Source organism: Bacillus sp. KICET-3 (assembly GCF_033261025.1).
Classification (GTDB): domain Bacteria; phylum Bacillota; class Bacilli; order Bacillales; family Bacillaceae; genus Bacillus; species Bacillus sonorensis.
This window is the reverse complement of sequence record NZ_CP137345.1, coordinates 1,653,612-1,678,432: the sequence shown is the minus strand read 5'-3', so window position 1 is coordinate 1,678,432 and position 24,821 is coordinate 1,653,612. Positions and strand designations below refer to the sequence as shown.

Annotated in this window: 28 protein-coding genes; 13 read left to right on the top strand and 15 right to left on the bottom strand. The window is 45.6% G+C overall.

Annotation, left to right across the window (positions count from 1 at the left end; all coding sequences use genetic code 11):
* Positions 1–31: 31 nt before the first annotated feature.
* Positions 32–961, bottom strand: a complete 930-nt coding sequence (gene glsA / locus R5H20_RS08520; RefSeq protein ID WP_006638314.1) for a glutaminase A — start codon at positions 959–961, stop codon at positions 32–34.
* A gap of 119 nt (positions 962–1,080) precedes the next feature.
* Between glsA and R5H20_RS08515 the strand changes: the two genes are divergently transcribed.
* Positions 1,081–1,563 (top strand): hypothetical protein, encoded by a 483-nt coding sequence (locus tag R5H20_RS08515; protein ID WP_029418550.1) that lies wholly within the window; start codon positions 1,081–1,083, stop codon positions 1,561–1,563.
* A 51-nt stretch (positions 1,564–1,614) separates the two neighbouring features.
* Here R5H20_RS08515 and R5H20_RS08510 read toward each other — a convergent pair whose 3' ends face one another.
* Entirely contained in the window at positions 1,615–2,943 is a 1,329-nt protein-coding gene (locus R5H20_RS08510) for a PhoH family protein (RefSeq protein WP_006638316.1), read from the bottom strand.
* 154 nt (positions 2,944–3,097) lie between these two features.
* Between R5H20_RS08510 and R5H20_RS08505 the strand changes: the two genes are divergently transcribed.
* From R5H20_RS08505 to R5H20_RS08490, 4 genes are all read left to right on the top strand, one after another.
* Entirely contained in the window at positions 3,098–3,712 is a 615-nt protein-coding gene (locus R5H20_RS08505) for a YhcN/YlaJ family sporulation lipoprotein (protein WP_006638317.1), read from the top strand.
* Positions 3,713–3,833: 121 nt separating this feature from the next.
* Positions 3,834–4,040, top strand: a complete 207-nt coding sequence (locus R5H20_RS08500) for a YlaI family protein (RefSeq protein WP_006638318.1) — start codon at positions 3,834–3,836, stop codon at positions 4,038–4,040.
* A 149-nt stretch (positions 4,041–4,189) separates the two neighbouring features.
* A complete protein-coding gene (locus R5H20_RS08495) occupies positions 4,190–5,686 on the top strand; it encodes a monooxygenase (protein ID WP_006638319.1) in 1,497 nt (498 codons plus the stop codon).
* 73 nt (positions 5,687–5,759) lie between these two features.
* Complete coding sequence (locus R5H20_RS08490; protein WP_006638320.1) at positions 5,760–6,257, top strand: MarR family transcriptional regulator; 498 nt, start codon at positions 5,760–5,762, stop codon at positions 6,255–6,257.
* Between the two features lie 53 nt (positions 6,258–6,310).
* Here R5H20_RS08490 and R5H20_RS08485 read toward each other — a convergent pair whose 3' ends face one another.
* Entirely contained in the window at positions 6,311–6,634 is a 324-nt protein-coding gene (locus tag R5H20_RS08485) for a YlaH-like family protein (protein ID WP_006638321.1), read from the bottom strand.
* 56 nt (positions 6,635–6,690) lie between these two features.
* A complete protein-coding gene (gene typA, locus R5H20_RS08480) occupies positions 6,691–8,529 on the bottom strand; it encodes a translational GTPase TypA (protein ID WP_006638322.1) in 1,839 nt (612 codons plus the stop codon).
* Between the two features lie 155 nt (positions 8,530–8,684).
* Between typA and R5H20_RS08475 the strand changes: the two genes are divergently transcribed.
* On the top strand, positions 8,685–8,873 hold the full coding sequence (locus tag R5H20_RS08475; RefSeq protein ID WP_006638323.1) for a YlaF family protein: 189 nt from the start codon (positions 8,685–8,687) through the stop codon (positions 8,871–8,873).
* A gap of 219 nt (positions 8,874–9,092) precedes the next feature.
* Here the strand turns inward: R5H20_RS08475 and R5H20_RS08470 are convergent, their stop codons facing one another.
* From R5H20_RS08470 to R5H20_RS08460, 3 genes are all read right to left on the bottom strand, one after another.
* Positions 9,093–9,554 (bottom strand): GNAT family N-acetyltransferase, encoded by a 462-nt coding sequence (locus R5H20_RS08470; protein WP_006638324.1) that lies wholly within the window; start codon positions 9,552–9,554, stop codon positions 9,093–9,095.
* Complete coding sequence (locus R5H20_RS08465) at positions 9,547–10,341, bottom strand: inositol monophosphatase family protein (protein WP_006638325.1); 795 nt, start codon at positions 10,339–10,341, stop codon at positions 9,547–9,549. The genes R5H20_RS08470 and R5H20_RS08465 overlap by 8 nt, the downstream gene beginning before the upstream one ends.
* 143 nt (positions 10,342–10,484) lie before the next feature.
* Positions 10,485–10,673, bottom strand: a complete 189-nt coding sequence (locus R5H20_RS08460) for a hypothetical protein (protein WP_006638327.1) — start codon at positions 10,671–10,673, stop codon at positions 10,485–10,487.
* A gap of 240 nt (positions 10,674–10,913) precedes the next feature.
* Here R5H20_RS08460 and R5H20_RS08455 point away from each other — a divergent pair, with 240 nt between their 5' ends.
* On the top strand, positions 10,914–11,549 hold the full coding sequence (locus R5H20_RS08455) for a YktB family protein (RefSeq protein ID WP_006638328.1): 636 nt from the start codon (positions 10,914–10,916) through the stop codon (positions 11,547–11,549).
* Between the two features lie 39 nt (positions 11,550–11,588).
* Here the strand turns inward: R5H20_RS08455 and R5H20_RS08450 are convergent, their stop codons facing one another.
* Positions 11,589–11,861 carry a UPF0223 family protein gene (locus R5H20_RS08450; RefSeq protein ID WP_006638329.1) on the bottom strand — a complete coding sequence of 91 codons (273 nt, stop codon included), beginning with the start codon at positions 11,859–11,861 and terminating at the stop codon, positions 11,589–11,591.
* A gap of 240 nt (positions 11,862–12,101) precedes the next feature.
* Here R5H20_RS08450 and R5H20_RS08445 point away from each other — a divergent pair, with 240 nt between their 5' ends.
* Positions 12,102–13,574 (top strand): aminotransferase class I/II-fold pyridoxal phosphate-dependent enzyme, encoded by a 1,473-nt coding sequence (locus tag R5H20_RS08445; RefSeq protein WP_006638330.1) that lies wholly within the window; start codon positions 12,102–12,104, stop codon positions 13,572–13,574.
* Between the two features lie 46 nt (positions 13,575–13,620).
* On the opposite strand, the gene R5H20_RS08440 is transcribed toward R5H20_RS08445, so the two are convergent.
* A complete protein-coding gene (locus R5H20_RS08440; RefSeq protein ID WP_006638331.1) occupies positions 13,621–13,740 on the bottom strand; it encodes a GapA-binding peptide SR1P in 120 nt (39 codons plus the stop codon).
* 420 nt (positions 13,741–14,160) lie between these two features.
* Here R5H20_RS08440 and R5H20_RS08435 point away from each other — a divergent pair, with 420 nt between their 5' ends.
* Positions 14,161–14,532 (top strand): hypothetical protein, encoded by a 372-nt coding sequence (locus R5H20_RS08435; RefSeq protein ID WP_006638332.1) that lies wholly within the window; start codon positions 14,161–14,163, stop codon positions 14,530–14,532.
* Positions 14,533–14,564: 32 nt separating this feature from the next.
* On the opposite strand, the gene lpdA is transcribed toward R5H20_RS08435, so the two are convergent.
* The 5 genes from lpdA to R5H20_RS08410 all read right to left on the bottom strand — a co-directional run bounded on the left by lpdA (position 14,565) and on the right by R5H20_RS08410 (position 20,578).
* Entirely contained in the window at positions 14,565–15,977 is a 1,413-nt protein-coding gene (gene lpdA / locus R5H20_RS08430; RefSeq protein ID WP_006638333.1) for a dihydrolipoyl dehydrogenase, read from the bottom strand.
* A 4-nt stretch (positions 15,978–15,981) separates the two neighbouring features.
* The gene (locus R5H20_RS08425) at positions 15,982–17,307 is read right to left on the bottom strand and encodes a dihydrolipoamide acetyltransferase family protein (RefSeq protein ID WP_006638334.1); all 1,326 of its coding nucleotides are present in this window, start codon (positions 17,305–17,307) and stop codon (positions 15,982–15,984) included.
* A gap of 153 nt (positions 17,308–17,460) precedes the next feature.
* A complete protein-coding gene (gene pdhB, locus R5H20_RS08420; RefSeq protein WP_006638335.1) occupies positions 17,461–18,438 on the bottom strand; it encodes a pyruvate dehydrogenase complex E1 component subunit beta in 978 nt (325 codons plus the stop codon).
* 3 nt (positions 18,439–18,441) lie between these two features.
* A complete protein-coding gene (gene pdhA, locus R5H20_RS08415) occupies positions 18,442–19,557 on the bottom strand; it encodes a pyruvate dehydrogenase (acetyl-transferring) E1 component subunit alpha (RefSeq protein ID WP_006638336.1) in 1,116 nt (371 codons plus the stop codon).
* A gap of 397 nt (positions 19,558–19,954) precedes the next feature.
* The gene (locus tag R5H20_RS08410) at positions 19,955–20,578 is read right to left on the bottom strand and encodes a YkyA family protein (RefSeq protein ID WP_051056687.1); all 624 of its coding nucleotides are present in this window, start codon (positions 20,576–20,578) and stop codon (positions 19,955–19,957) included.
* 304 nt (positions 20,579–20,882) lie between these two features.
* Here R5H20_RS08410 and R5H20_RS08405 point away from each other — a divergent pair, with 304 nt between their 5' ends.
* Together R5H20_RS08405 and def are read left to right on the top strand one after the other, a co-directional pair.
* Positions 20,883–21,011, top strand: coding sequence for a YjcZ family sporulation protein (locus tag R5H20_RS08405; protein WP_006638338.1), 129 nt, complete (start codon positions 20,883–20,885; stop codon positions 21,009–21,011).
* Positions 21,012–21,135: 124 nt separating this feature from the next.
* Entirely contained in the window at positions 21,136–21,690 is a 555-nt protein-coding gene (def, locus tag R5H20_RS08400) for a peptide deformylase (RefSeq protein WP_006638339.1), read from the top strand.
* Positions 21,691–21,729: 39 nt separating this feature from the next.
* Here the strand turns inward: def and R5H20_RS08395 are convergent, their stop codons facing one another.
* Complete coding sequence (locus R5H20_RS08395; protein ID WP_006638340.1) at positions 21,730–22,503, bottom strand: Cof-type HAD-IIB family hydrolase; 774 nt, start codon at positions 22,501–22,503, stop codon at positions 21,730–21,732.
* A 398-nt stretch (positions 22,504–22,901) separates the two neighbouring features.
* Between R5H20_RS08395 and R5H20_RS08390 the strand changes: the two genes are divergently transcribed.
* Both R5H20_RS08390 and rnjA read left to right on the top strand, forming a co-directional pair.
* A complete protein-coding gene (locus R5H20_RS08390; protein ID WP_006638341.1) occupies positions 22,902–23,111 on the top strand; it encodes a DNA-dependent RNA polymerase subunit epsilon in 210 nt (69 codons plus the stop codon).
* Positions 23,112–23,115: 4 nt separating this feature from the next.
* Positions 23,116–24,783: a ribonuclease J1 gene (gene rnjA, locus R5H20_RS08385; RefSeq protein ID WP_006638342.1), complete on the top strand. Its 1,668-nt coding sequence runs from the start codon at positions 23,116–23,118 to the stop codon at positions 24,781–24,783.
* The last annotated feature ends 38 nt before the right edge of the window (positions 24,784–24,821 follow it).

The following is a 24,821-nucleotide window of genomic DNA, read 5'->3' as shown; positions in this document are numbered from 1 at the left end:
TATTTCTGCCCCTTCACCGGATTCTGCAAACTTAAAAAATGCTCAGGCTGTAATTCGCCGACAACAGCTCCAGCAGGCGGATTCCGGCTATGCTGTTTCCCTTTTCGTCCAATGCGGGCCCGAATATGCCGATGCCGAAGCTGTATGGGACGAGCCCCATAATTCCGCCGGAGACTCCGCTTTTCGCCGGAATTCCGATTTTGATGGCAAATTCGCCGCTGGCATTGTACATGCCGCAGGTCACCATAAAGGTTTTGCAGATTCTCGCGATATCTTTCGGAATGAGCTGTTTTCCCGTTTCCGGATGCTTTCCGTTCAAGGCAAAAACACAGCCGATTTTGGCCAGGTCAAGGCTGTTCATTTGAATAGCGCACTGCTTGGTATATAAATCCATGACATCTTCCACATCCGCCTGGAAAATACCATGCTCTTTCATGTAATAGCACATGGCCCTGTTCACCATCGATGTTTGAAACTCTGATTCCGCGACCTTTTCACAAACAGAGATGTTCCGATTATTCGCAAGCTCCCTGACAAAATCTAAAAGGCCGCCGATTCTGTCAGATGCCGCCGCTCCTTTTATCATGCTCGTCACCACCAATGCGCCGGCATTGATCATCGGATTCAGCGGCTTACCCGGATTTACGGTTTCGAGCTTGATGATGGAATTGAACGGATCCCCTGTCGGTTCCTTCCCTACAAAATCGAACACTTTTTCCGGGCCGTGATCCATTAACACAAGAGCAAGCGCCAGCACCTTAGAAATGCTTTGCAGCGTAAACATCTTTTCCACATCTCCTGCCGAAATGCATGTGCCGTCCGTATAGTAGACCGCGACCGACAAATCATCTTCTGATAATTCCGCCAAGGCCGGTATGTATGAGGCCACCTTTCCTTTCGAGGTGACTTTTTTCGCTTCTGTGACAAAATATTCGAGCTCATCATTATGCCGGCAATTCAAGTTTACATCCTCCATCCTAAGCGGCTTTTCTTTTACCTTTCCCTGAGGATGGCTGTGTTATGAGAAGTGACAATCCGAAAGAAAGCGCTTATAATCTCTGTGAGGGAGTGGTGAGAAACATGATGATTGTGACAATTACAGGAAATGTGAAATACCCGATTACACTTGATCCAAGCGTATGGATTTTTGATGATCGAAAGTTCGAACTGGATCAATTTTTTTCAAACAGTGAAGAAAGGGAACAAGAGCCGGCTGACCTTGAGATTGACCGGGAGCGCATCATCAGGGAAGGCGCTGTGTCGCCGCCGACATTAAAATCGGAGAAAAAGTATGAAAGGGAAAAACTGCTTGATGGAACGTTCGCGATCAAGCTGGAACCTTTTTTAAACAACGCGGAATTGTCAGCGTCCGCCAATCTGTGCATCTTTAAAACAAAAGAAGGCGATGTCCCGGTTCCGATCGAAAAAGCGCGCGGCATCATTCTCTGTTTCAGCCAAAACGGAAAGCCGCTGACAGAAGACGGGCCTGTCCATGTTTATTTTGCGGACGGCTCAAACCGGACAAATCCGATCAAACGTGTAACAGAAATTCACGTTCAATAGGCGGTTTTAGCCGCTTTGAAAAAACCTGGACAGCATATCCAGGTTTTTTCTTTACAGCAAATCGGCCGCAAGCCTTGCAAGCCCTGAGCGCTCCCCTTTCAAAAGTCTTACGTTCCCGGAAATTTTCTGATCTTTGAAACGCTCCACGACGTAAGCCAAGCCGTTATTCATCGCATCCAGATACGGATGGTCGATTTGCTCCGTGTCCCCCATCAGGACGATTTTACTGCCTTCCCCGACACGCGTGAGCAGTGTCTTCACCTCATGCTTGGTCAGATTTTGGGCCTCGTCGATGATAATAAATTGATCAGGAATGCTTCTGCCCCGTATATAGGTGAGAGCTTCAACTTGAATGGAGCCCATCCCCGCTAAAATATCTTCGAGTTCGCCGGGCTTTTTTGCATTAAATAAATATTCCAGGTTATCAAAAATCGGCTGTATCCAAGGGCGCAGCTTCTCTTCTTTTTCTCCCGGCAAATATCCGATATCCTTGCCGACCGGAACGATCGGCCTTGTGACGACCAGCTTTTTGAAATTGCCCAAGTCTTCCGTCTGCAGCAGCCCCGCTGCCAGCGCTAGCAGCGTCTTCCCTGTTCCGGCCTTTCCGGTTAATGTGACAAGCGGGATATCCTGCCTTAACAGAAGCTCGAGCGCCATCGTCTGCTGAACGTTTCTCGACCGGATTCCCCAGACCTGCTCCTGATCAAAAACCAGCTTTTTGACGGCTTTTCCACTTTGATCAACGATCCCGACCGCCGAGGATGAACCGCCGAGCGCATCCTTCATAATGACGAATTGATTCGGACAAAATGATTCACTGCTGACTTCATCAAGCGGCAAAAAGTGATTTTCATAAAATGCGTTCATCTGGTCGGCATGAATGTATAAATCGGTAAAACCGCTGTATATATCATCGTTTTCAACAACCCGGTCATGGAGAAAATCTTCCGACATCAAACCGATTGCATCGGCTTTGACCCGGACGAGCATGTCTTTGCTGACAAGGATGACGGGACGTCCGTCCTCTTTCGTTTCTTCCTCCAGACTCAAATTTTTCGCAACAGCTAAAATGCGGTTGTCGTTCGTTTTTTCTATAAAAATTTCCTGAAGCTGGTGAAAGGAGCGGTGGTTGAGTTCGATTCTTATGCTTCCTCCGTTTTGAAGCGGTACATTTTCATACAGCCTTCCTCTTAAACGCAAATCATCGATCAGTTTAGATACGCGCCTTGCATTTCTCCCAATTTCATCCATATAGCGTTTTTTAGAGTCGACCTCCTCCAATACGACAGCCGGAATGACAACCTCATTATCTTCAAAAGAAAAGATTGAATTCGGATCCTGCAATAACACATTCGTATCTAACACATAAATTTTACTCAATCTTCCGCCTCCTGGTCAGGATTTTTAGCCTTTTATTTTGAAGTGGTTTAAAAGCTGATGGAGCGCCCGCTAAAATATATGTTTTTGTGAATAAAGATAGAAGGTTAATTCAACAATAAAAATATTGAAAGCATTTATAAGGAGGCAACCTCAAGTGCGAATCATTTTTTTGATCCTAATTCAAACCGTTATGCTGCTTTCAGCCTGCGGCATTCAAAATAATGCCCGAGATAACGCGAATGAACTTCCGGGCAATAAGCCTGTTCAGGTGAAGAACACAGCCCAGGAGCCGGTTAACCGTGAAGATGGCCAGGCGATTTCAAGACGCCTTGTCAAAATAACCGAGAGCGTCCCCGGAGTTAATGACGCGACAGCCATCGTCCTCGGAAGGCTCGCCGTCGTCGGCATTGATGTAAAAGATAATTTGGAGCGAAGTAAAGTCGAATCGATTAAATACTCGGTCGCCCAAGCCCTGCAAAATGATCCATATGGCGCAAACGCGGCTGTGGTAGCCGATCCCGACACGGTAAACCGGCTCAGAGCGATGGGCAAAGAAATACAGGCGGGAAGGCCTGTCAAAGGTATCCTTGATGAACTGGCAGCAATTGTCGGACGCGTTCTTCCGGAAGTACCGAATGATGCAACAGACGACCAAAATACAAACCCGACAAAATCGAACAATGACCAGCTGAACGGCAACCGGCAAAAACAGCTTGAAAAACAACAGAACGATCAATCGAATAAATACATGAAAAACAGACAGCAATAATCTTGAAAAAGCTTGTGCCTTTACCTTCTTTCCGGCATAAGCTTTTTCCTTTTTTCTTTTGCAGAAAATTTTTTTGTCCTGGCATTGGTGATATAATGAATCATAAGCGAGGTGAAAAAAAGTGAGGGTAAAGTGTTCATTGTGTGACAAAATTGATCTAATCGATGATGACACACTGATTGCCAAGCGTCTTCGAAACCGGCCCATACATACGTATATGTGCAATGAATGCTACGAACGAATTAAAATCAAAACCGAGAACCGGATGAAAACCGGCCGTTTTAAATTATATCCGCACAGAAAAAACAAAGAGCAGATACAATCGTAAAAGCACCGTATAGACATGAACAGGAATTCATGTCTTTTTTCTCATTTTTGTTTCACAAGGAACAAAAAAAGAGGAATTAATTGATAAACATTTTCATTTGTAGTATATTCAAATTGTTTCACACGAAACAAAAAAAGGAGTGATAAATCATGGATTTTGATGTTTTAATTGTCGGGGGTGGCCCGGTCGGTCTGTTGACCGCTTCAGAATTAGCAATGGCCGGTGTGCGTACATGCGTCGTTGAACGCCTGGAAAAACCCTCTCCTTATTCAAAAGCGCTGACACTGCATCCGCGTTCAATCGAACTATTGGAAATGCGCGGTTTGTTTGATCGATTTAAAGAAAAAGGCAGGCCGCTTCCAAGCGGACATTTTGCGGGCCTTAACCCGGCATTGGATTTTTCTTTGCTTGATACACGATCCAATTATACGCTGTTTCTTCCTCAAACCGAGACGGAGAAAGTTCTTGATGAACATGCGCGCAGTTTGGATGTCTGCATCCTTCGCGGCCATGAAGTGCTTGCCGTCCGGCAGAACGATGAAAATGCAGAGCTTGTCGTCCAAGGCCCTGACGGATTGACTTTTTTAACGGCGGCTTACATTGTCGGCGCCGACGGGGCTGGAAGCACCGTCCGTAAACAAGCGGGAATCGCTTTTCCCGGAACCGACGCAAGTATTACAGCCGTCCTTGGCGATGTATCGCTTGATAATCCGCCTAACTCGAACTTCTATACGAGCATGAATGAAGAAGGAGCCGTTGTCATCGTACCATTGTCACCGGGCATTTACCGTGTTCTCAGCATAGCGCCGCATATGCCGCAGCGGCTTTTGCACGAGCCGGTGACATTGGAGGAATTAAAGAAAGACCTTCTGCGGATCTGCGGCACTGACTTCGGGATCAATCATCCGGTATGGATGTCGCGATTCGGCAATGCCAGCAGGCTGGCCGAACGCTACCGTTCACAACGGGTCTTTCTGGCTGGAGATGCAGCGCACATCCATTTCCCTGCCGGCGGACAAGGACTGAATGTGGGACTTCAGGACGCGATGAATCTCGGCTGGAAGCTTGCAGCCGTCATCAACGGCAGAGCCTCTGACTGGCTGCTGGAGAGCTATCACAAGGAAAGACATCCTGTCGGTGCAGAGCTTCTTCGCAATACGCAAATTCAAACGAAGATGTTTGATTTTACAAGGGACGGACTTCATATGCGTGGACTGTTGTCAGACCTCCTCACATTCCCTGAGGTCAATCGTTATCTGGCAGAGCAAATTACAGCGCTCAGCGTAACCTGCCTGCCTGACGAAAAGATGCCGGAGCATCAGCTGAACGGAAAGCGGCTTCCCGATTTCGAGGTCATGCTTCGCGACGGTACGTCTAAGCAGCTCTATTCGTTCCTTCATTCCGGAAGTTTTGTATTTGTTACGTTTGACGAAGAATCAATCCAGCTTCCAAGCCTCCCTCATATCAAAACAGTGGAAGCTAAAAGCATGTTGGAGCGTCCGGAATGGAAGGATGTCAAGGCAGCCCTGATCCGGCCGGACGGCTATGTCGCCTGGGCCGTCGACCATTCCGAAACAGACGCGAAACGGCTGATTTCCGAGGGTCTTCAGCGGTGGTGCGGACACGTTCCAATTCCATTCTTATAATCATTTTGTTTCACCTGAAACAAAATGATATAATAGTAGCAGAAAATCGATCAAAAAGGAGACCGTTTTCTGCATGGAACATTTGACACACGCCAAACAAGAGATATTTGACATGTACATTAAACTCATTCATCAGCAAGAACAGCAAGAAAGCATCATGGAGAAGCGAATGTCGGTACAGATCGAAAACATGGAGCAGGAACTTGGCTCTGAGCTGAAGCTGAACATGTCCGACATACATGCCATCGCCTGCATCGGAGATTATGAACCGATTAACGTCACCTCTATCGCCGGGAAAATGGGCCTTTCAAAAGCAACCGTTTCAAGAATCACAGCGAAGCTGATCAAAAAAGGACTCATCAGCAAAACCCAGCTCAGCGATAATAAAAAAGAAGTCTATTTTCGCTTAACCGCTAAAGGGAGAAAAGTGCATGTCATCCATCAGCGGCAACATGATCAAATCGAACAGCGTTTTAAAGACTTTTTGGACCGTTATTCAGCAGACGAAATCCTTTTTGCCAGAAGGCTGTTCAGCGACTTATTACTGAGTGATTTTTTGGCAGAACAATGAAAAAAGACACAGCCCTGAAATGGGCCGTGTCTTTTTTGTGTTCATCTCATCTTTTAAGGACTGACGCCTGTCTCCTGCTCCTTTTTGGAGCGGTGCAGCCGGATTTTGTAGATCGTCAGGATCAGAGCCGCCACGATCAGACCTTCGCCGACCGGCAAAAACACGCCGAAAAAAGTCAGAATCGTACATCCTAAAGCAAGAAAGACATAAATGACTGCTGTTTTCAACAGGGGCAGCCGCTTGGCAAACCCCAATTGAAAAACAACAGCGGACAGGATGAAGATGGTGATATAAAGCCACCACATCCCTGCCTCGGGATTTTGATCCACTTTATAAAGAGCGGCAAAAAATGAAAGCCGTTCGCTTACATCAGTCAAAAAGATTCCCCTCCCCTTTGCTTAGTTGGGTTTCTCTTTTTTCAATTCTGCGTGAGTTAAGACAATCCTGCCAGCTTTTTCTTTTTCGCTGCTTTTTCCCGTTCGTTTTTATCGAGAATTTTCTTTCTTAATCTGATCGATTCAGGTGTTACCTCGCAATACTCGTCCTCATTCAAATATTCGAGCGATTCTTCAAGAGACATGATGCGCGGTTTTTTCATGCTGACGGTCTGGTCTTTCGTCGCTGAACGCACGTTTGTCTGCTGCTTCACTTTGTTGATATTGACAACCAGGTCATTTTCACGGTTGTGTTCGCCGACGATCATACCTTCGTACACTTCTGTGCCCGGCTCAACAAAAATAACGCCGCGCTCTTCAACGCCCTGAATTCCATAGGCGGATGCTTTTCCGGTATCCATTGATACGAGGACTCCCTGGCGGCGGCCGCCGACTTGGCCAGGCTCGACCGGCTGATAGCTGTCAAACGTGTGGTTTAAAATTCCGAAGCCGCGTGTCAGCGACATAAACTCTGTTGAATAGCCGATTAATCCGCGTGAAGGCACATTGAAAATCAGGCGGACCTGGCCGTTTCCGTTATTGATCATGTCGATCATTTCGCCTTTGCGGGCGCCCATTGATTCCATCACCGCCCCGGTGTGTTCTTCAGGGACATCGATTTGAACGCGTTCAACAGGTTCGCAGCGGACGCCATCGATCTCTTTTATGATGACTTCAGGTTTTGACACTTGCAATTCGAAGCCTTCACGGCGCATGTTTTCAATTAAAATGGACAAATGAAGCTCCCCGCGTCCTGAGACGATCCAAGCGTCGGGCGAAGGCGTCGGATCAACCCGCAAACTTACATCTGTTTGCAGCTGCTGTTCAAGGCGCTCTTCGATTTTTCTTGCGGTGACATATTTGCCCTCGCGTCCGGCAAAAGGACTGTTGTTGACGGCAAACGTCATCTGAAGCGTCGGCTCATCGATGCGGAGAACCGGCAGCGCTTCCTGGTGATCGATGGGGCAGACGGTTTCCCCGACGTTAATGTCTTCCATTCCGGATACCGCGACGAGATCCCCGGCTTTCGCTTCTTCGATCTCAACTCTCTTCAGCCCCTGGAAGCCGAAGATTTTCGTTACGCGGAACGGCTTGACAGAGCCGTCAAGCTTCATTAACGCCACCTGCTGTCCGACTTTCATCGTGCCTCTGAATACGCGGCCGATCCCGATACGGCCGACATAGTCATTGTAGTCAAGCAGAGCGACCTGGAATTGAAGCGGCTCTTCGCGATTATCGACAGGGCTCGGAATATGGCTGACAATCGCTTCAAATAAAGCCTCCATGTTTTCATCCTGCTGATCCGGATTGGTTGAAGCGGTACCGTTGATCGCCGAAGCGTATACAACCGGGAATTCCAGTTGATCTTCGTTTGCATCGAGTTCGATGAACAAATCAAGCACTTCGTCAACGACCTCTTCGGGGCGGGCAAAATCGCGGTCGATTTTATTGACGACAACGATCGGCGTCAAGTTTTGCTCGAGCGCTTTTTTCAGGACAAAGCGGGTCTGCGGCATGCAGCCTTCATATGCGTCAACGACAAGCAGAACGCCGTCAACCATTTTCATAATCCGTTCAACTTCGCCGCCAAAGTCCGCGTGTCCGGGAGTGTCCAAAATATTAATGCGTGTATCTTTATAGTTAATCGCTGTATTTTTTGCTAAAATCGTGATGCCGCGCTCTCTTTCCAAATCGTTGGAATCCATTGCGCGCTCAGCCACGTTTTCATTGGCCCGGAATGTACCGGCCTGATGGAGAAGCTGGTCCACCAGCGTCGTTTTTCCGTGGTCAACGTGGGCGATAATAGCAATATTGCGAAGATCTTCTCGAAGTTTCACATTTTCATCTCCTAAAAAATTCAGATAATCTTTCATATTATACATGAGATTTGCAGGCATTTCAATTTGTTTAGCAAGATAAAGCGCTTCCCTCTTTATATTTTAAACGTTTTTCTGTAAACTAACAGTAGACCAAAAAAGGGGATGGAAAACAGATGAAGCAAATCAAATGGGTTTTCTTATTGTTCGCATTCGCCGCGGTCGCGAGCATCATGCTGATCGGGGTTGCGATCGCCGAAAAAAGCGTATTCGGGGTAACAGGCGCTTTGGCTGCTGTGATCGTGATTATGGGGGCTGGATTTACGCTTAAAAAGAAAATGCGCGAAAAAGGGATACTTGAATAGCAAAAGCCCCTTGGGAAAGGGGCTTTTTTTCATAACCCCACTCTTCCATCCACTGAATCGATTTTAAAAGTGGACATCAACGGATGTGCAACTTGCGATTGAAACGAAACCGGCGGGCGTTCCCCGCCGGTTTTCTAAAAAAAGAGAAGGTATATCATCATCAATACAACCGGATCAGCAAAAAATTCAAATATACAAAAACACACACGCGAAACAAGTTCACGTGTGCGTCAGCGGTAAAACCATAATTACATATTGTTTTCCCTTTTCATCCTTTTCCGTTTTCAGCTGTTCAAAACCGCAATGGGCCAGCGTCTGCTGCCATTCGTCCCGATCGAAGGGGACGGCGGCAAAGAGCGCTTTATGGCCTGCGTTTTTCAAGCTGCTCCCGATTTGCTCAATAATTGTTTTGCAGCGTCCTTTCCCTCGAAAATCGGGGTGGACAAGCAATGTGCCGAGCCATGGTTTGCCATTTGACGGTGCCCAATCAAGATGGAAGCTGACCGCCGCCGGGCGCGCTTCAGCCTCCCAGACGAGCCAGCTTCCGTTGTGCATCGCATAGGAGCGCATATAGCTTTCTGCGTTTTCCCCGTTTAGCTCTTCTTTGGCCCATTCTGGGCTCGCTTTGATCAGCTCTTCGAAAAATGCGAGGTCAGAGGATGAAAAAGGTCTGCTATTCATGGGGCAGATAATCTCTGAAGATCGTTTGATGAGCGGCGGGATTGCCGGCTATAATACTGTTGTTTTCGAGAAAATTGACCGGTTTTCCATCAAGTGTTGTATATGTACCTCCGACCTCATCCAACAGGACGCAGCCTGCGGCATAGTCCCAAGGCGCAAGCCGCATGGTCACATAGACATCCATTCTGCCCGCTGCCACATATGCCAGCTCCAAAGCAGCAGATCCGTAAGAGCGCGTTCCTCTGACCCGTTTGACAAGCGGGGATAAAACGCTTGGATCAATTCGCCGATTTTCCGTTATCCAGGTCGCATTAATGGCAAGAATGGCTTCTTCAAGGGGCACTTCCTTCATCTTTTCAAGCTTGATGTCATTCATATATGCACCCTCTCCGCGGAACGCGTGGTACAATTCATCGTGTGTTACATCATAAATCAGCCCGATTTTGCCTGTTCCGTTTTCGAAAATGCCGATTGAAATCGCGAAGTTCCGTTTTTGATGAATAAAATTCATGGTTCCGTCGATCGGATCGATGATCCAGACGATCCCATCCAAAGACGTGAGCTTGTCTCCCTGGCCTTCTTCGCCAAGAATATGATGATCAGGAAAAGCCGCTTGAATTTTTTCGATAAAAAAACGCTCTGTTTCCTTATCAATATTTGTGACAAGGTCATTCGGATTCGATTTTGTTTCAATCGTCATCTTTTTTTTCATCGATTCTTTGATCTTTTGTCCAGCTTCTTTCACCCAGCTTTTTGCAAGCCGGTCGATTTCCTTCCAGTTTGTCATCTCTCACAACCTCTTTTCTATGTATACGTGTTGTTTTATTCATAGCATACTGATATTGATCGAAAAAAAGCAAGAAAAATGAAAAAAGATTTCTGGCGCCGAATAAAAACGAACCGTCTGCCAGGTTCGTTTTTATTATGGTTTCATCCATACAATCTAATCCATTCTTTTCTAAGCCGCTCCAATTTTCGTTTGCTGATTTCAATCTGGGTTTCATCCTTTTGTTCCATGGCTTCGTAAAGTGTTGCCAGTTCATAATCGACTTCCAGCCTCCAAACGGCGGCCCGGTTATCTTTTTCTGCCATAGCCCCTTGTTTTACAATCGGTTTCATTTCCCTACGCCCCTTCCAGAGAAAATTGAATGTAAAAGGCATCCTTCTGGTCATAGCTTCTGCGGCATTTTTATATTTTCTTATTCATATCGTATGAATCGCTGATGCTTTCGCAACGTGATTCTAAAAATTGTGTGTTTACCTACCGTTTCCCACAAAAGTGAAGCTTCAAACGTTATTTTTTATTTGGAAAGTTAACTGTGATAAAATATCATTACTGATTGGACAAGGAGGAAAAGAATGAACAATCTGCGTTTCACTGAAGAAGATTTTCATACGTTTACAATAGAAGGCTTAGATGCGCGGATGGGCGTTTTGAAAGAAACCGTACGGCCTAAACTCCAGGGGCTGGGGGAACATTTTGCACCTGTTCTTTCCGTTCTGACCGGAGACGAAATGTTCGTTCACGTTGCCAAGCATGCCCGCCGCTCTGTCAATCCGCCTGATGACAGCTGGGTTGCGTTTGCAAACAATAAGCGCGGCTATAAAAAGCTGCCCCATTTTCAAATCGGCCTTTGGAAAACCCATGTTTTCGTCTGGTTTGCATTGATTTATGAATCCCCCCTCAAGGAAGAGTACGGAAGGCTGTTTAAAGAACACCTGTCAGAAATCAAGAGCAGGGTGCCTGACAGCTTTTTCTGGTCCGCCGACCATACGAAACCCGAAGCCCGAAAACAAGCCGACATGGATGCAGAAGGGCTCGAAAAGCTGTTTGACCGGCTTGCAAAGGTGAAAAAAGCCGAGGTTTTGTGCGGAATTCAGCTGTCAAAAGAACAGGTGCTCCAAATGAACGAACAGGTATTCCTTTCCGAAATTGAAGCATCTTTTGAAAAGCTTGCCTTCCTTTATCGCTTAACACAAAAGGTTGCGCTTTAATCAAATAATGAAAAAGGGATGAAATGCTCCATCCCTTTTCTACATTTTAATTTTCGTATCTTCTGTCAGCTCTTTCGCTTTTTTCACTGCCCGGTACGGAGAATAATCGCTCACCTCTTCAAACTGGCTGCATAGCTTTTTTTCTTCCGCCTTTCCAGGCACGATTTCTTTAAAACGGCGATATGCGCTCATTAATACATCGCGCTCCACTCCTTTTTCATAAGCGAGCTCGACCGCTTGAAAAAACGAAATGACATCAATTGCTTCTTCTGTGCTCCAGTCCTCATTCATCGGATATTGATATTCTTCCATTCTGATTCATCTCCTTATACAGTTCGTTCTGACGGCTTTTCTATCTTTATTATTCGTTTTCTGTTTTGCGTCTATCCAAGGGGTTTTTCCTCCCCTTAGGAAAGATCTTAAATTGTTCTTTACATTCTTTCAAGAACATAATATAATTCATTTGTTTTATGCCATCAAGGAAAAAGTAAAATAACTCCCTGATATTTGATAAAGAATAAGAGTAGGCATTACACGAAGGTGGGAAAACAATTGTTGCAGCACGAAACACCCTTATATACCGGTTTAAAGAAGCACGCTGGCAAGGATCCGATTCAATTCCATATTCCCGGCCACAAAAAAGGCTCTGGAATGGATCCTGAATTCAGACAATTTATCGGTGAAAATGCTTTAAGTATAGATTTAATCAATATTGAGCCGCTTGATGATCTACATGCTCCAAAAGGAATCATCAAGGAAGCGCAGGATTTGGCCGCCGAAGCATTTGGAGCCGATTACACGTTCTTTTCCGTTCAAGGAACAAGCGGAGCCATCATGGCGATGGTGATGGCTGTCTGCGGACCTGGAGACAAAATCATTGTTCCGAGAAACGTCCATAAATCCGTCATGTCGGCGATTGTATTTTCGGGAGCTGTGCCGATCTTCATTCATCCTGAAATCGACGATGAGCTGGGAATTTCTCACGGCATTACACCTGAGTCGGCACGAAAAGCGCTGCAAGAGCATCCTGACGCAAAAGGGCTTCTCGTAATCAATCCGACTTATTTTGGAATAGCAGCTGACCTCAGAAGCATCGTGGAATTGTCGCATTCATTCAACGTTCCTGTCCTTGTGGATGAAGCTCACGGCGTCCATATCCACTTCCATGAAGATCTTCCCCTGTCAGCCATGCAGGCGGGAGCAGATATGGCGGCAACGAGCGTTCATAAACTCGGAGGGTCATTAACACAAAGCTCAGTGCTCAATATGAAAGAAGGACTTGTGTCAAAAGAGAGGGTGCAATCGATTTTAAGCATGTTGACGACGACGTCGACATCCTACTTATTGCTTGCGTCCCTCGATGTCGCCAGAAAGCGTCTGGCGACGGAAGGGCATGAACTCATTGATCAAACGATCAAGCTTGCCAATGAGACGCGGAACCGCATCAATGAGATCAAAGGGCTTTTTTGTCCCGGCAGAGATATTCTCGGTTCAAAAGCAGCCTATGACTACGACCCGACGAAGCTCATTATTTCAGTAAAAAACCTGGGCTTGTCGGGGCATGACGTAGAAAAATGGCTTCGCGAAGCGTATCAGATCGAAGTGGAGCTTTCCGACCTGTACAATATCCTCTGCATCTTTACGCCTGGAGACCGCAGGAAAGATGCGGAAATGCTCATCAAAGCGCTTGAAGAAATCGCCCGTCAGGCCGTTTCATCGCAGGAAAGCAAAAGCAAGCCCGAAGTCCTTCTTCCCGATATCCCGGCTCTTGCCATGACACCTCGTGATGCGTTTTATGCAAATACGGAAATCGTTCCTTTTAAAAAAGCAGCAGGACGAATTATCGCCGAATTTGTCATGGTCTATCCTCCTGGAATACCGATTTTCATTCCGGGCGAGATCATCTCGGAAGAAAACATCAAATACATTGAAAAAAACCTTGAAGCAGGTTTGCCTGTTCAAGGGCCTGAAGACGACACACTTCATATGATCCGTGTCATCAAAGAACAGCAGGCAATCCTTTAAAACGAAAGGCATGCGGCAGATTGAATCTAAAGCCGCATGCCTTTTTTTAGTTCTCTTCTTCAAGATGGCAGTTGCACTGTCCGCATGTTCCGTAAAGAATCGTCACCTTTTCATCTTCAAAATGCTGAATGGTTTCGTTACAGTCTTGACAAACGATCGTTCCCATCTTTCATTCCCCTTTTCATTTCAAAATGGAAGCGTTTAATTTGGTTACCCTTATAATATGATGTCACATTGATGTTGTCAATGATAAATTGTATAACACATTTAAATCATTTTTATGTACATTATATGAGTTTAAGAAGGCTGATGATTCACATATCAGCCTGATACATCATGTTTATTCACACCATGGCTATATACAGACCAATTTTCCAGTCTATGTCATATGGCCTAGTGACCCATTCAAACCGGCGTCAATATCAAACATTCCAAAAATAAAACAGAGTTATCAATTATGTAACAAATGGGTAACAATGAAAGAATTCTTCTATTATCATGATAAAATAGGAATTGTTTACTAAATGAGCGGATATGAAAAAACAGGAAATTTGACTTGCATTTTTTAGAGAGGTGAAGCGACGGCATGTTGTATCGAGCTATTTTCACCGCGGTTTGTATCCTTTTTTTAATGAGCGGATGTTCTTTATCCCAAGTCACAGCTGATCAGAATGTTCAAAATGACCAAACACGTCACGCCAAGCTTCTCTTTTTTTCCGATAACGATCATATGGGGCGGGAAGTCGCTTATTATGATGCTCTTTTGGATTTAAAACAAGAATTTCCCCGGCAGGTTTCCAATATGGAAATCTTACATGATAAAGGAGAATGGAAAAAGGAAGTTCAAACATTTCCGTGCCTGCTGCTTGTCAGTGGCAAAACAGTACTGGTCAAGATCGAAGGAATAAAAGATAAAGAAAAAATCGTGGAACGTCTTCGAAGAGAATTAAAACGATAAAAAATCCCCCGGAAAAGGGGGATTTTTTATTGTTATTTTACGATATGAATCGGCATGCCGATCGCCACTTCTGCAGCTTCCATTGTGATTTCTCCCAATGTAGGGTGGGCGTGGATCGTCATGGCAATATCTTCGGCAGTCATTCCTGCTTCGATTGCCAGGCTCAGCTCAGAAATCATATCAGAAGCGCTTGCGCCGGCGATTTGTGCACCGATGACAAGTCCGTCTTCTTTGCGTGTCACAAGTTTAAGGAAACCGTCAGTTTCATTTAATGACAGTGCACGTCCGTTAGCAGCAAACGGGAATTTCGCAGCAGTGATTTCGATGCCTTCTTCTTTAGCTTGTGCTTCGGTATAACCGACTGATGCAAGCTCAGGTTCAGAGAAGACGACTGCAGGAATTCCGAGATAGTCGATTTCCGCAGCTTCACCGGAAATCGCTTCAGCGGCAATTTTACCTTCGTAAGACGCTTTGTGTGCAAGCGGCGGACCTTCGATGATATCGCCGATTGCGTAGATGTTTGAAATGTTTGTGCGGCATTGCTTATCTGTTTTGATGATGCCGCGGTCTGTCATTTCGACGCCTACTTGCTCAAGGCCAAGCTCATCGGTATTTGGACGGCGTCCGACAGTGATCAGTACGTAATCAGCATCAACGGTTTTTTCTTCACCTTTGACTTCAAAAGTGACTGTTACGCCGTCAGCTTTTTCTTCAACGCCTTTCGCCATCGCGCTTGTATGGATCTCAACATTGCCTTTTTTCTTAAGGTTGCGTTTGACAAGAGAACTCATTTGTTTTTCGAAGCCAGGAAGAATTTCATCTCCGCCTTCTAAAATAACAAGTTCAGTTCCGAAGTTTGCATACGCTGTTCCAAGCTCTGTTCCGATGTATCCGCCGCCGATGACGACAAGCTTCTTAGGAATTTCTTTAAGAGCCAAAGCGCCTGTTGAATTCAGTACGCGGTCGCTATATTTGAAGTTTGGCAATTCGATAGGGCGAGAACCTGTTGCAATGATCGCATTTTTGAATGTATAAGTCTGAGCTGAATTCTCATCCATGACACGGACAGAGTTGCTGTCTACAAAATATGCCTCACCTTTCACGATATCGACTTTATTGCCTTTCAGAAGGCCTTCAACACCGCCGGTAAGCTTTTTCACGACAGAGGCTTTCCATTCTTGAACTTTTGTAAAGTCTACTGTTACGTTTTCAGCTGTGATCCCCATATCTTCAGAATGCTTTGCATTCTCATAACGGTGGCCTGCATTGATCAGCGCTTTTGAAGGGATACATCCAACATTCAGACATACGCCTCCAAGATTGCCTTTTTCAACGATTGTTACTTTTTGTCCAAGCTGAGCAGCGCGGATGGCAGCTACATAGCCGCCAGGTCCCGCACCAATGACAAGAGTATCTGTTTCAATAGGGAAATCTCCTACTACCATGACATTACGCCTCCATTAAAATTAATTGTGGATCGTTCAGTAAACGCTTGATGTGGTTTAACGCGTTTTGTGCAGTTGCTCCGTCGATCATGCGGTGGTCAAAGCTCAAGGAAAGAGCCAGAACAGGCGCAGCAACAATTTCTCCGTCGCGAACAACGGCTTTTTCAGCGATGCGGCCGATTCCAAGAATAGCAACCTCAGGATGGTTGATAACCGGTGTGAACCATTGTCCGCCCGCAGAACCGATATTTGTAATCGTGCAGGAAGCGCCTTTCATTTCTGCAGGAGCAAGCTTTCCTTCACGCGCTTTTGAAGCAAGCTCGTTGATTTCATTTGAAATCTCAAAGATAGCTTTGCGATCCGCATGTTTAACAACCGGCACAAGCAGGCCTTTTTCAGTGTCTGCTGCGATTCCGATGTTGAAGTAGTGCTTCTGGATCACTTCATCAGTGCTGTCATCAATTGATGTGTTCAGTACTGGATACTTTTTAAGAGCTGATGTTAAAGCTTTTACCACGTAAGGGAGGTAAGTAAGCTTAATTCCTTGGTCAGCCGCAACTTGTTTAAACTGCTTGCGGTGTGCGACAAGGTTTGTAACATCGACTTCGTCCATTAATGTAACGTGTGGAGCCGTATGTTTTGAGTTTACCATTGCTTTTGCGATTGCTTTGCGGATTCCGCTCATTTTTTCGCGAGTTTCCGGGAATTCGCCTTCCGGTGCTTGAGCTGCAGCTGCAGGCTGTGCCGCAGGTTCCGCTTTTTGGTCTGCTGGTGCAGCTTGAGCTTCGGCATTTCCGCCGCTTAAGAAGCTGTCGATATCTTCTTTTAGAACGCGTCCGTTTTTGCCGGAGCCAGCAACCTTCGTAATCTCAACGCCTTTTTCACGAGCGTATTTGCGGACAGAAGGCATCGCGATTACGCGTTTGTTCGGATCTGCATCCGCTTGGTCCTGCTTGCCTGCGCCTGTTTCTTGAACCGGCTCTTCAGGACGTTCTTTTTTGTCCAGGTCCTGACCGCCTTCGGCAGATGACTGAACTTGTTCTTCTGTTTTAGCGTCGCCTGAGTCACCTTTAAATTGAAGATCCTCGTAACCCGGTGCATCAAATGTGATGATGGTCTGCCCAACGGTTGCGACTGTTCCCTCTTCAACTTTTAATTCTAATACTTTTCCTTTAACAGGTGAAGGAATTTCTACAACAGCTTTGTCGTTTTGCACCTCTGCCAAAACGTCATCTTCGTTTACCTCGTCGTTTGGCTTGACGAACCATTTTACGATTTCGCCTTCGTGGATTCCTTCCCCGATATCCGGAAGTTTAAATTCAAATGCCACAGTTCTCGACCTCCTAAGATAATTACGTAGTTGATTAAATCGTCAGCCGGCTTCCGGCCGACCGTCAGTTACACGGCTATAGTCCCCCGTCTGACTGTGGAAATGCATGAAGGAAAAAGATGAATGGCATCTTTTCCCTTTTGGATAATCAAATTAAAATTCCAATACTTTTTTAGCAGTTTCAAGCACGTCTTTATGGTTTGGAAGCCAGACGCTTTCAGCTTGAGAGAATGGGAATACTGTATCAGGCGCAGTCACGCGAAGCACTGGCGCTTCAAGGCTTAAGATCGCTCGGTCATTGATTTCGGCTACGACGTTTGCAGCAACGCCTGCTTGTTTTTGCGCCTCTTGAACAACGATTGCACGGCCTGTTTTTTCAACAGAAGCGATGATCGTTTCAATATCAAGCGGGCTGACTGTGCGCAGGTCGACAACCTCTGCTGAAACGCCTTCTTTTTCAAGCTCCTCAGCAGCTTTTAATGATTCGTGAACCATCGCTCCATAAGTGATGATGGAAAGGTCTGTACCTTCGCGCTTCACGTCGGCTTTACCGATTTCGATTGTGTATTCCTCCTCAGGAACCTCCTGACGGAATGAACGGTAAAGTTTCATGTGCTCAAGGAAAACAACCGGATCGTTATCGCGGATCGCAGAAATTAAAAGTCCTTTCGCATCGTATGGAGTTGAAGGGATGACCACTTTTAGACCAGGCTGCTGTGCAACAAGGCCTTCCAGGCTGTCGGCATGGAGCTCAGGTGTGTGAACACCGCCGCCAAACGGAGAACGGATGGTCACAGGAGAATGCCAGCGTCCGCCTGAACGGTAGCGCATCCGGGCCATTTGGCCGGAAACTGAATCCATTACTTCGTACACGAAACCAAAGAATTGAATTTCCATTACCGGACGGAAGCCTTGTAAGCCCATGCCGAGTGCAAGCCCGCCGATACCAGATTCAGCAAGAGGAGTGTCAAATACGCGATCCTCACCAAACTCTTTTTGCAATCCTTCAGTCGCACGGAATACGCCGCCGTTAACACCGACGTCTTCTCCGAAAACTAAGACATTTTCGTCATTTTTCAGTTCTGTGCGTAACGCATCAGTGATTGCTTGAATCATTGTCATTTGCGCCATGGCTTACTTCGACTCCTTCTCTTTATAAATTTCCTTTTGTTCTGCAAGGTTATAAGGAAGCTCTTCATACATGATGTCGATCAGGTCAGTCACTTTTTGCTTCGGCTCTTCGTCGGCTTTCTTGATCGCCTGCTTGATTTCTTCTTTCGCTTCTTCGATTACCTTGTTTTCTTCTTCTTCAGACCATAAACCTTTGCCTTCCAAGAACTTGCGGAAACGGACAAGCGGATCTTTCTGCTCCCACTCATTCTCGATTTCTTTCGTACGGTATTTTGTCGGATCATCTCCGGCCATTGTATGCGGACCGTAGCGGAAGCAAAGCGTTTCAATCAGGGTTGGCCCCTCGCCGTTTACAGCGCGTTCACGCGCTTCGCGTGTCGCCGCGTATACAGCAAGCGCATCCATTCCGTCGACTTGAACACCGACGATACCTGCGGCTGCAGCTTTTTGAGCAATCGTCTCAGCAGCAGATTGTTTTTCAACAGGTGTAGAAATCGCATAACGGTTGTTTTGTACAACAAAGATTGCCGGAGCTTTGTATGCACCCGCAAAGTTGATTCCTTCGTAGAAATCACCTTGAGAAGCGCCTCCGTCACCAGTATAAGTAATCGCAACAGCTTGTTTGCCGCGTTTTTTAAGACCGAGTGCCACACCGGCTGTCTGAATGTACTGTGCACCGATGATGATTTGCGGTGAAAGCGCATTAACATCGTCAGGCATTTGATTTCCCCGGAAATGTCCGCGAGAGAACAGGAACGCCTGATAAAGCGGAAGACCGTGCCAAATCAGCTGCGGAACATCGCGGTAGCCCGGAAGCACGAAATCTTCTTTCTCAAGTGCAAAATGAGTAGCAATTTGAGAAGCTTCCTGACCTGCAGTCGGCGCGTAGAATCCCAGGCGGCCTTGTCTGTTTAAAGAGATAGAACGCTGATCTAAAATACGCGTATACACCATGCGGCGCATTAATTCTTTTAATTGATCATCTGATAAATCAGGCATTGCCGCTTCGTTAACGACTTCGCCTTTTTCATTCAAAATTTGAAACGTTTCGAACTGCTTTTTAATGGCATCAAATTGCTTTTTGCTATCAACGATTGCTTTTTTCGTTTTTGCAGCCATATTAAAGTCACCTCTTCCTTTCTTTTGACAGTCATAGACGTGTAATCCTTATACATACAGAATTAGGGTGTCCTAAATTGACGGGCGCAACTCATATTTATTTCATATTAGCCGCTTTGCTGGTTGTCGAAACTTATTATGTAAGGACAGCCCAATGCGTTCTAAAACTGTATCATTTAAAGTTTACAACAAACTAATACAACAAGTTCCACCAAGGCTAAGTTTACACCAGCGGATGATACTCGTCAATCGATTTCATTCCCGAATTTCAATAAATGTATTCGCTTTTATAAAATCCTGTTTTCACGCTGATCCACCTGTTTCAAAACTGTGCTAGTATAGGACACAACCTGTATTACAATAGATGTGCGGAATTTGTCGAAAAAGGAGAGCCGAATCAACGGCTCTCCTTGACATGATATCCTGCAGCTTTGTAAAAATCTTTTCTCGCTTTGTTGTAGTCTTTTGTATAAGCATTAAAATGCTCGCTTTGCTTCATGACTTCCGCATATGATTTGTTTATTTTCCCCAGCTGCGATTCCAGTTCATTTAGTCCAAGCTCTTTATTTTGAAGGAGCTTGTACAATTCCTGATCAAGGCCGAGTGCATTCTTATAAGCCTTGTAGAGAGCATCATAGGCTTGATAGCGCCTTTCCATGTAGGAAACAGCGCTTTCCGCTTTCTTTTTGACATTGCGGTCGTCAATTTTTTCAGCGGACGCTTTATTCGCTTCAAATTCCTTTTTTGCCTTATCGATGCTTTCTTTTTCCGAACGCAAATGCTGTTCGCGTTCTTTTGCTGATTTAAGCGCTTTTTCAGAAAGTGCAACGACCTGGTCAAAATCATCCATATTCAGCTTTATCATCTTTTCATACAGCTTTGATTCGTTTTGCTCCAAGCTTTTGAGAGATTTTTGCTCCTTTTGAAACGGTTTTTCCAGTTCGACGACCTTTTCCAGCGAGCCATGCAGCGACTTTACCGGATCCTCCCACAGACATCCCGTTAACAGAAAAGCCGCCATACAAAAAACAGCAAGACCGGCCGGTACGCGCTTTTTAAAAGATTCCACTCCGTATTTCCCCCAATCTAAACACAAATTCAACTATAAAACGTCTGTGCTTGTTTGACAACCGAAGTCCGCTTAATCGGACAAGCTGATACAGAATCGGTATGTATCCGTTTTTCAATTTAGAACAGCCTTTGCCCGGAAATTTGCGCGAAAGTGGGCATTCGACTATACAACCTTGGCGCTTTTACATAATTTATATTAGACGCTATGCCTACTCGATAAAGGCTTTGCGTAAATTCATGGAGGAGGTCTTACTATGTACGGTTATTGCTGCCCTAGTTATGGATACGGGTACGGCGGTTATGGTTACGGCCGCACATTCGCTTTGATCGTTGTTCTATTTATATTGCTGATTATTGTAGGTGCCGCTTATTTAGGCTGCTAGCACCGCCGATATCATGACCAGCCGGAACAGGCTGGTCATGTTAACCATGCGTTATGATTCAGACATTGCGCACCATCCTCATCATCCGCTATACTTTACATATTAATCGTTGGGAGTGAAGATGTTGATCACAATGGAAAACATTGTCCGCGACGGTCATCCCGCTTTAAGAACCGTCGCCGAAGAAGTTCAATTGCCGGCAAGCGAAACAGAAATCAAACAGCTGACTGAAATGATCGAATTTGTGAAAAACAGTCAGGATCCTGAAATCGCCCAAAAATACAATCTTCGTCCTGGGGTCGGCCTTGCAGCGCCGCAAATTAATGTCAATAAAAGAATGATCGCCGTGCATGCCGAAAGCGAGGACGGTACATTATACAGCTATGCGCTGTTCAATCCGAGGATTGTCAGCCATTCAGTCGAGAAAAGCTATTTGACGAGCGGCGAGGGGTGCCTTTCCGTCGATGAGGCGATTCCGGGATATGTTCCCCGATACGCGCGGATCAGAGTGAAGGGAACAACAGTTGAAGGCGAGAACATCGACATTCGTTTAAAAGGGTTCCCGGCCATCGTGTTTCAGCATGAAATCGATCATTTAAACGGAATTATGTTCTATGACCATATCGATAAAGAGAATCCATTCAAAGAGCCTGAACAGGCGATACCGATTGGCAGATAATAAAAAGACGGATCATGCGATGATCCGCTTTTTTTCGAATTACGCCAAGAGGCCGAGCGCTTCGACCGCATGCGCAATTCCATCCTCATCAACGGGCTTTGTGATAAAGTCTGCTGCTTTTTTCAGCTCTGGCACGGCATTGCCCATGGCGACTCCAGTCCCTGCAAATTCGATCATTTGCAAATCGTTCAAGCCGTCTCCAAATGCATATGTATCCTCTCTGTCAAACGGGAGCTTTTCAATGACTTTTTTAATTCCTTCAGCCTTCGAGCCTCCGGCAGGCAGCACGTCAGTCGAACGCTCATGCCAGCGAACGAGGTCGAATTCGCGAAAATGACCGTATTGAGGTTCATCGGGCTCTTCACAGAACAAAAGCACCTGGAATATGTCTCTGCCTTTATAGTAGGAAGGGTCATGTTTCGGATGTTCCACTTTTAAGCTGCCGATTCCCTCATGAACAAAAGGATGGTCGTCCACGGAAGAGCGCATCCCCTCTTCCCCCATAAAAACGAGCGGATGTCCGCATGTTTCCGAATGCTGAAGCAAAGCTTCAAGCGATTGCGCAGAAATAGGGTTTTTATAGATGACCTCCCCTTCAAAAACGACATATTGCCCGTTGTAGGATATAAAAGAATCGATCCCAAGCTCTTCAAGTACCGGGCTGACCATGAACGGAGCCCTTCCGGTCGCAATGAATACATGGTGTCCGCGCTCCTTTAAATGGCGGATGGCTGTTTTCGTGCTTGCCGGGATTTGTTTATCGTGGTCATAAATGGTTCCGTCGATATCAAAAAAAATCAGTTTTTTATCCATGACTGTAAATCCTTCTCCCTTAGCTGTATAAATTTTATCGTCCTTCTGTTCCATCATACAAAAACTGAGGCGCCCAGAAAACCTTTTCACCCTAAAATAAAAACGAACCGCCATTCCAATAATATCCATGTAACAATAAACGAATTCATCATATAATAGAACTAAAGGTAGTAGGGCCGGTTTAGGACAAGTCAGCGAAAGGAGGAATCGAAATGCTTCGCCGTCTTCGAAAAAAAATAAAAAAACAATTGAACGGCATGATACGCAGAAAATCAATTGCTTAAAAGGACCTTCACACAGGTGAACAGGTCCTTTTTTTCTCAATGCTTTTCTTATCAAGCAATTTCGCATATAATAGAAAGATGAGTCTAACAATCGGCAGTTAAGGAGAGATTTGGATGATTTATAAGGTATTTTTTCAGAGCAGTAATGACGAAGTACCTGTTCGTGAAAAAACAGATTCAATTTTTGTGGAAGCTCAATCTGAACGTGAAGTCAGATCTAAATTAAAACAATACAATTACAACATTGAGTTTATACAGGAAGTTGAAGGCGCTTTTTTAGAATATGAAAAGCAAAGCGAAAATTTTAAAGTATTGGAGTTATGAATGAATGAAATTTGTTAAAAACGATCAAACGGCCGTTTTTGCCCTGGGCGGACTGGGGGAGATCGGCAAAAATACGTACGGTGTTCAATTTCAGGATGAAATCGTCCTTATCGATGCGGGAATTAAGTTTCCGGAAGACGAGCTTCTCGGAATCGACTATGTGATTCCTGATTACACTTACTTAGTCAAAAATGAAGAAAAAATCAAAGGCCTTTTTATTACGCACGGACATGAAGACCACATCGGCGGAATTCCGTACCTGCTGAAGCAGGTAAACATTCCCGTTTACGGAGGTCAGCTTGCGATCGGCCTTTTAAGAAAAAAGCTTGAAGAACATGGTCTTTTGCGCCAGACAAAACTTCATACGATTGAAGAGGACGATATTGTGAAGTTCAGAAAAACGTCTGTTTCTTTCTTTAGGACGACCCACAGCATTCCGGACTCATACGGGATTGTCGTAAAAACACCGCAGGGCAACATCGTACATACCGGCGACTTTAAATTCGACTTTACGCCGGTAGGCGAACCTGCCAACTTGACCAAAATGGCCGAAATCGGCAAAGAAGGCGTTCTCTGCCTCCTTTCCGACAGCACAAACAGCGAAATTCCGGATTTCACGATGTCGGAGCGCAAAGTCGGGGAAAGCATTGATGACATTTTCCGCAAGGTTGAAGGCAGAATCATCTTTGCCACCTTTGCCTCAAACATCCACCGCTTGCAGCAGGTGATTGAAGCGGCTGTTGCCAACGGCCGGAAAGTTGCCGTATTTGGACGAAGCATGGAATCTGCTATTGAAATCGGACAAACGCTCGGGTATATTAAATGCCCCAAAAACACATTTGTTGAAGCCAATGAAATCAACAGGCTTCCGGCAGGAAAAGTGACGATTCTCTGTACGGGAAGCCAAGGCGAGCCGATGGCCGCCCTTTCAAGGATCGCAAACGGAACGCACCGTCAAATTTCCATCAACCCGGGGGATACGGTCGTATTTTCATCATCTCCGATCCCGGGCAATACGATCAGCGTCAGCCGCACGATCAACCAGCTGTATCGCGCGGGTGCGGATGTTATCCACGGAGCCGTAACAAACATCCATACATCTGGACACGGCGGCCAGGAAGAGCAAAAGCTGATGCTGCGTTTGATTAAGCCGAAGTTTTTCATGCCGATTCACGGTGAGTACAGAATGCAAAAAATGCATGTGAAATTGGCGACTGACTGCGGAATTCCGGAAGAGAACTGCTTTATCATGGACAACGGCGAAGTGCTTGCTTTAACAAGCGAAGAAGCGACAGTTGCCGGAAAAATCCCTTCAGGCAATGTGTACATTGACGGAAGCGGAATTGGCGATATCGGAAACATCGTCTTGCGCGACCGCAGAATCCTTTCTGAAGAAGGACTTGTCATCGTCGTCGTCAGCATCAACATGAAAGAATTCAAAGTGTCCGCGGGACCGGATTTAATTTCAAGAGGGTTTGTCTATATGAGGGAATCCGGTGATCTTATCAATGATGCACAGGAACTCATTGCCGGCCATCTGAAAAAAGTAATGGAGCGGAAAACGACACAGTGGTCTGAAATCAAAAATGAAATTACAGACACGCTCGCGCCTTTCTTGTATGAAAAAACGAAACGCCGTCCGATGATTCTTCCTATTATTATGGAAGTATAATATCGGCCCGATATAAAAAACGGATGCACCTAAAAAGG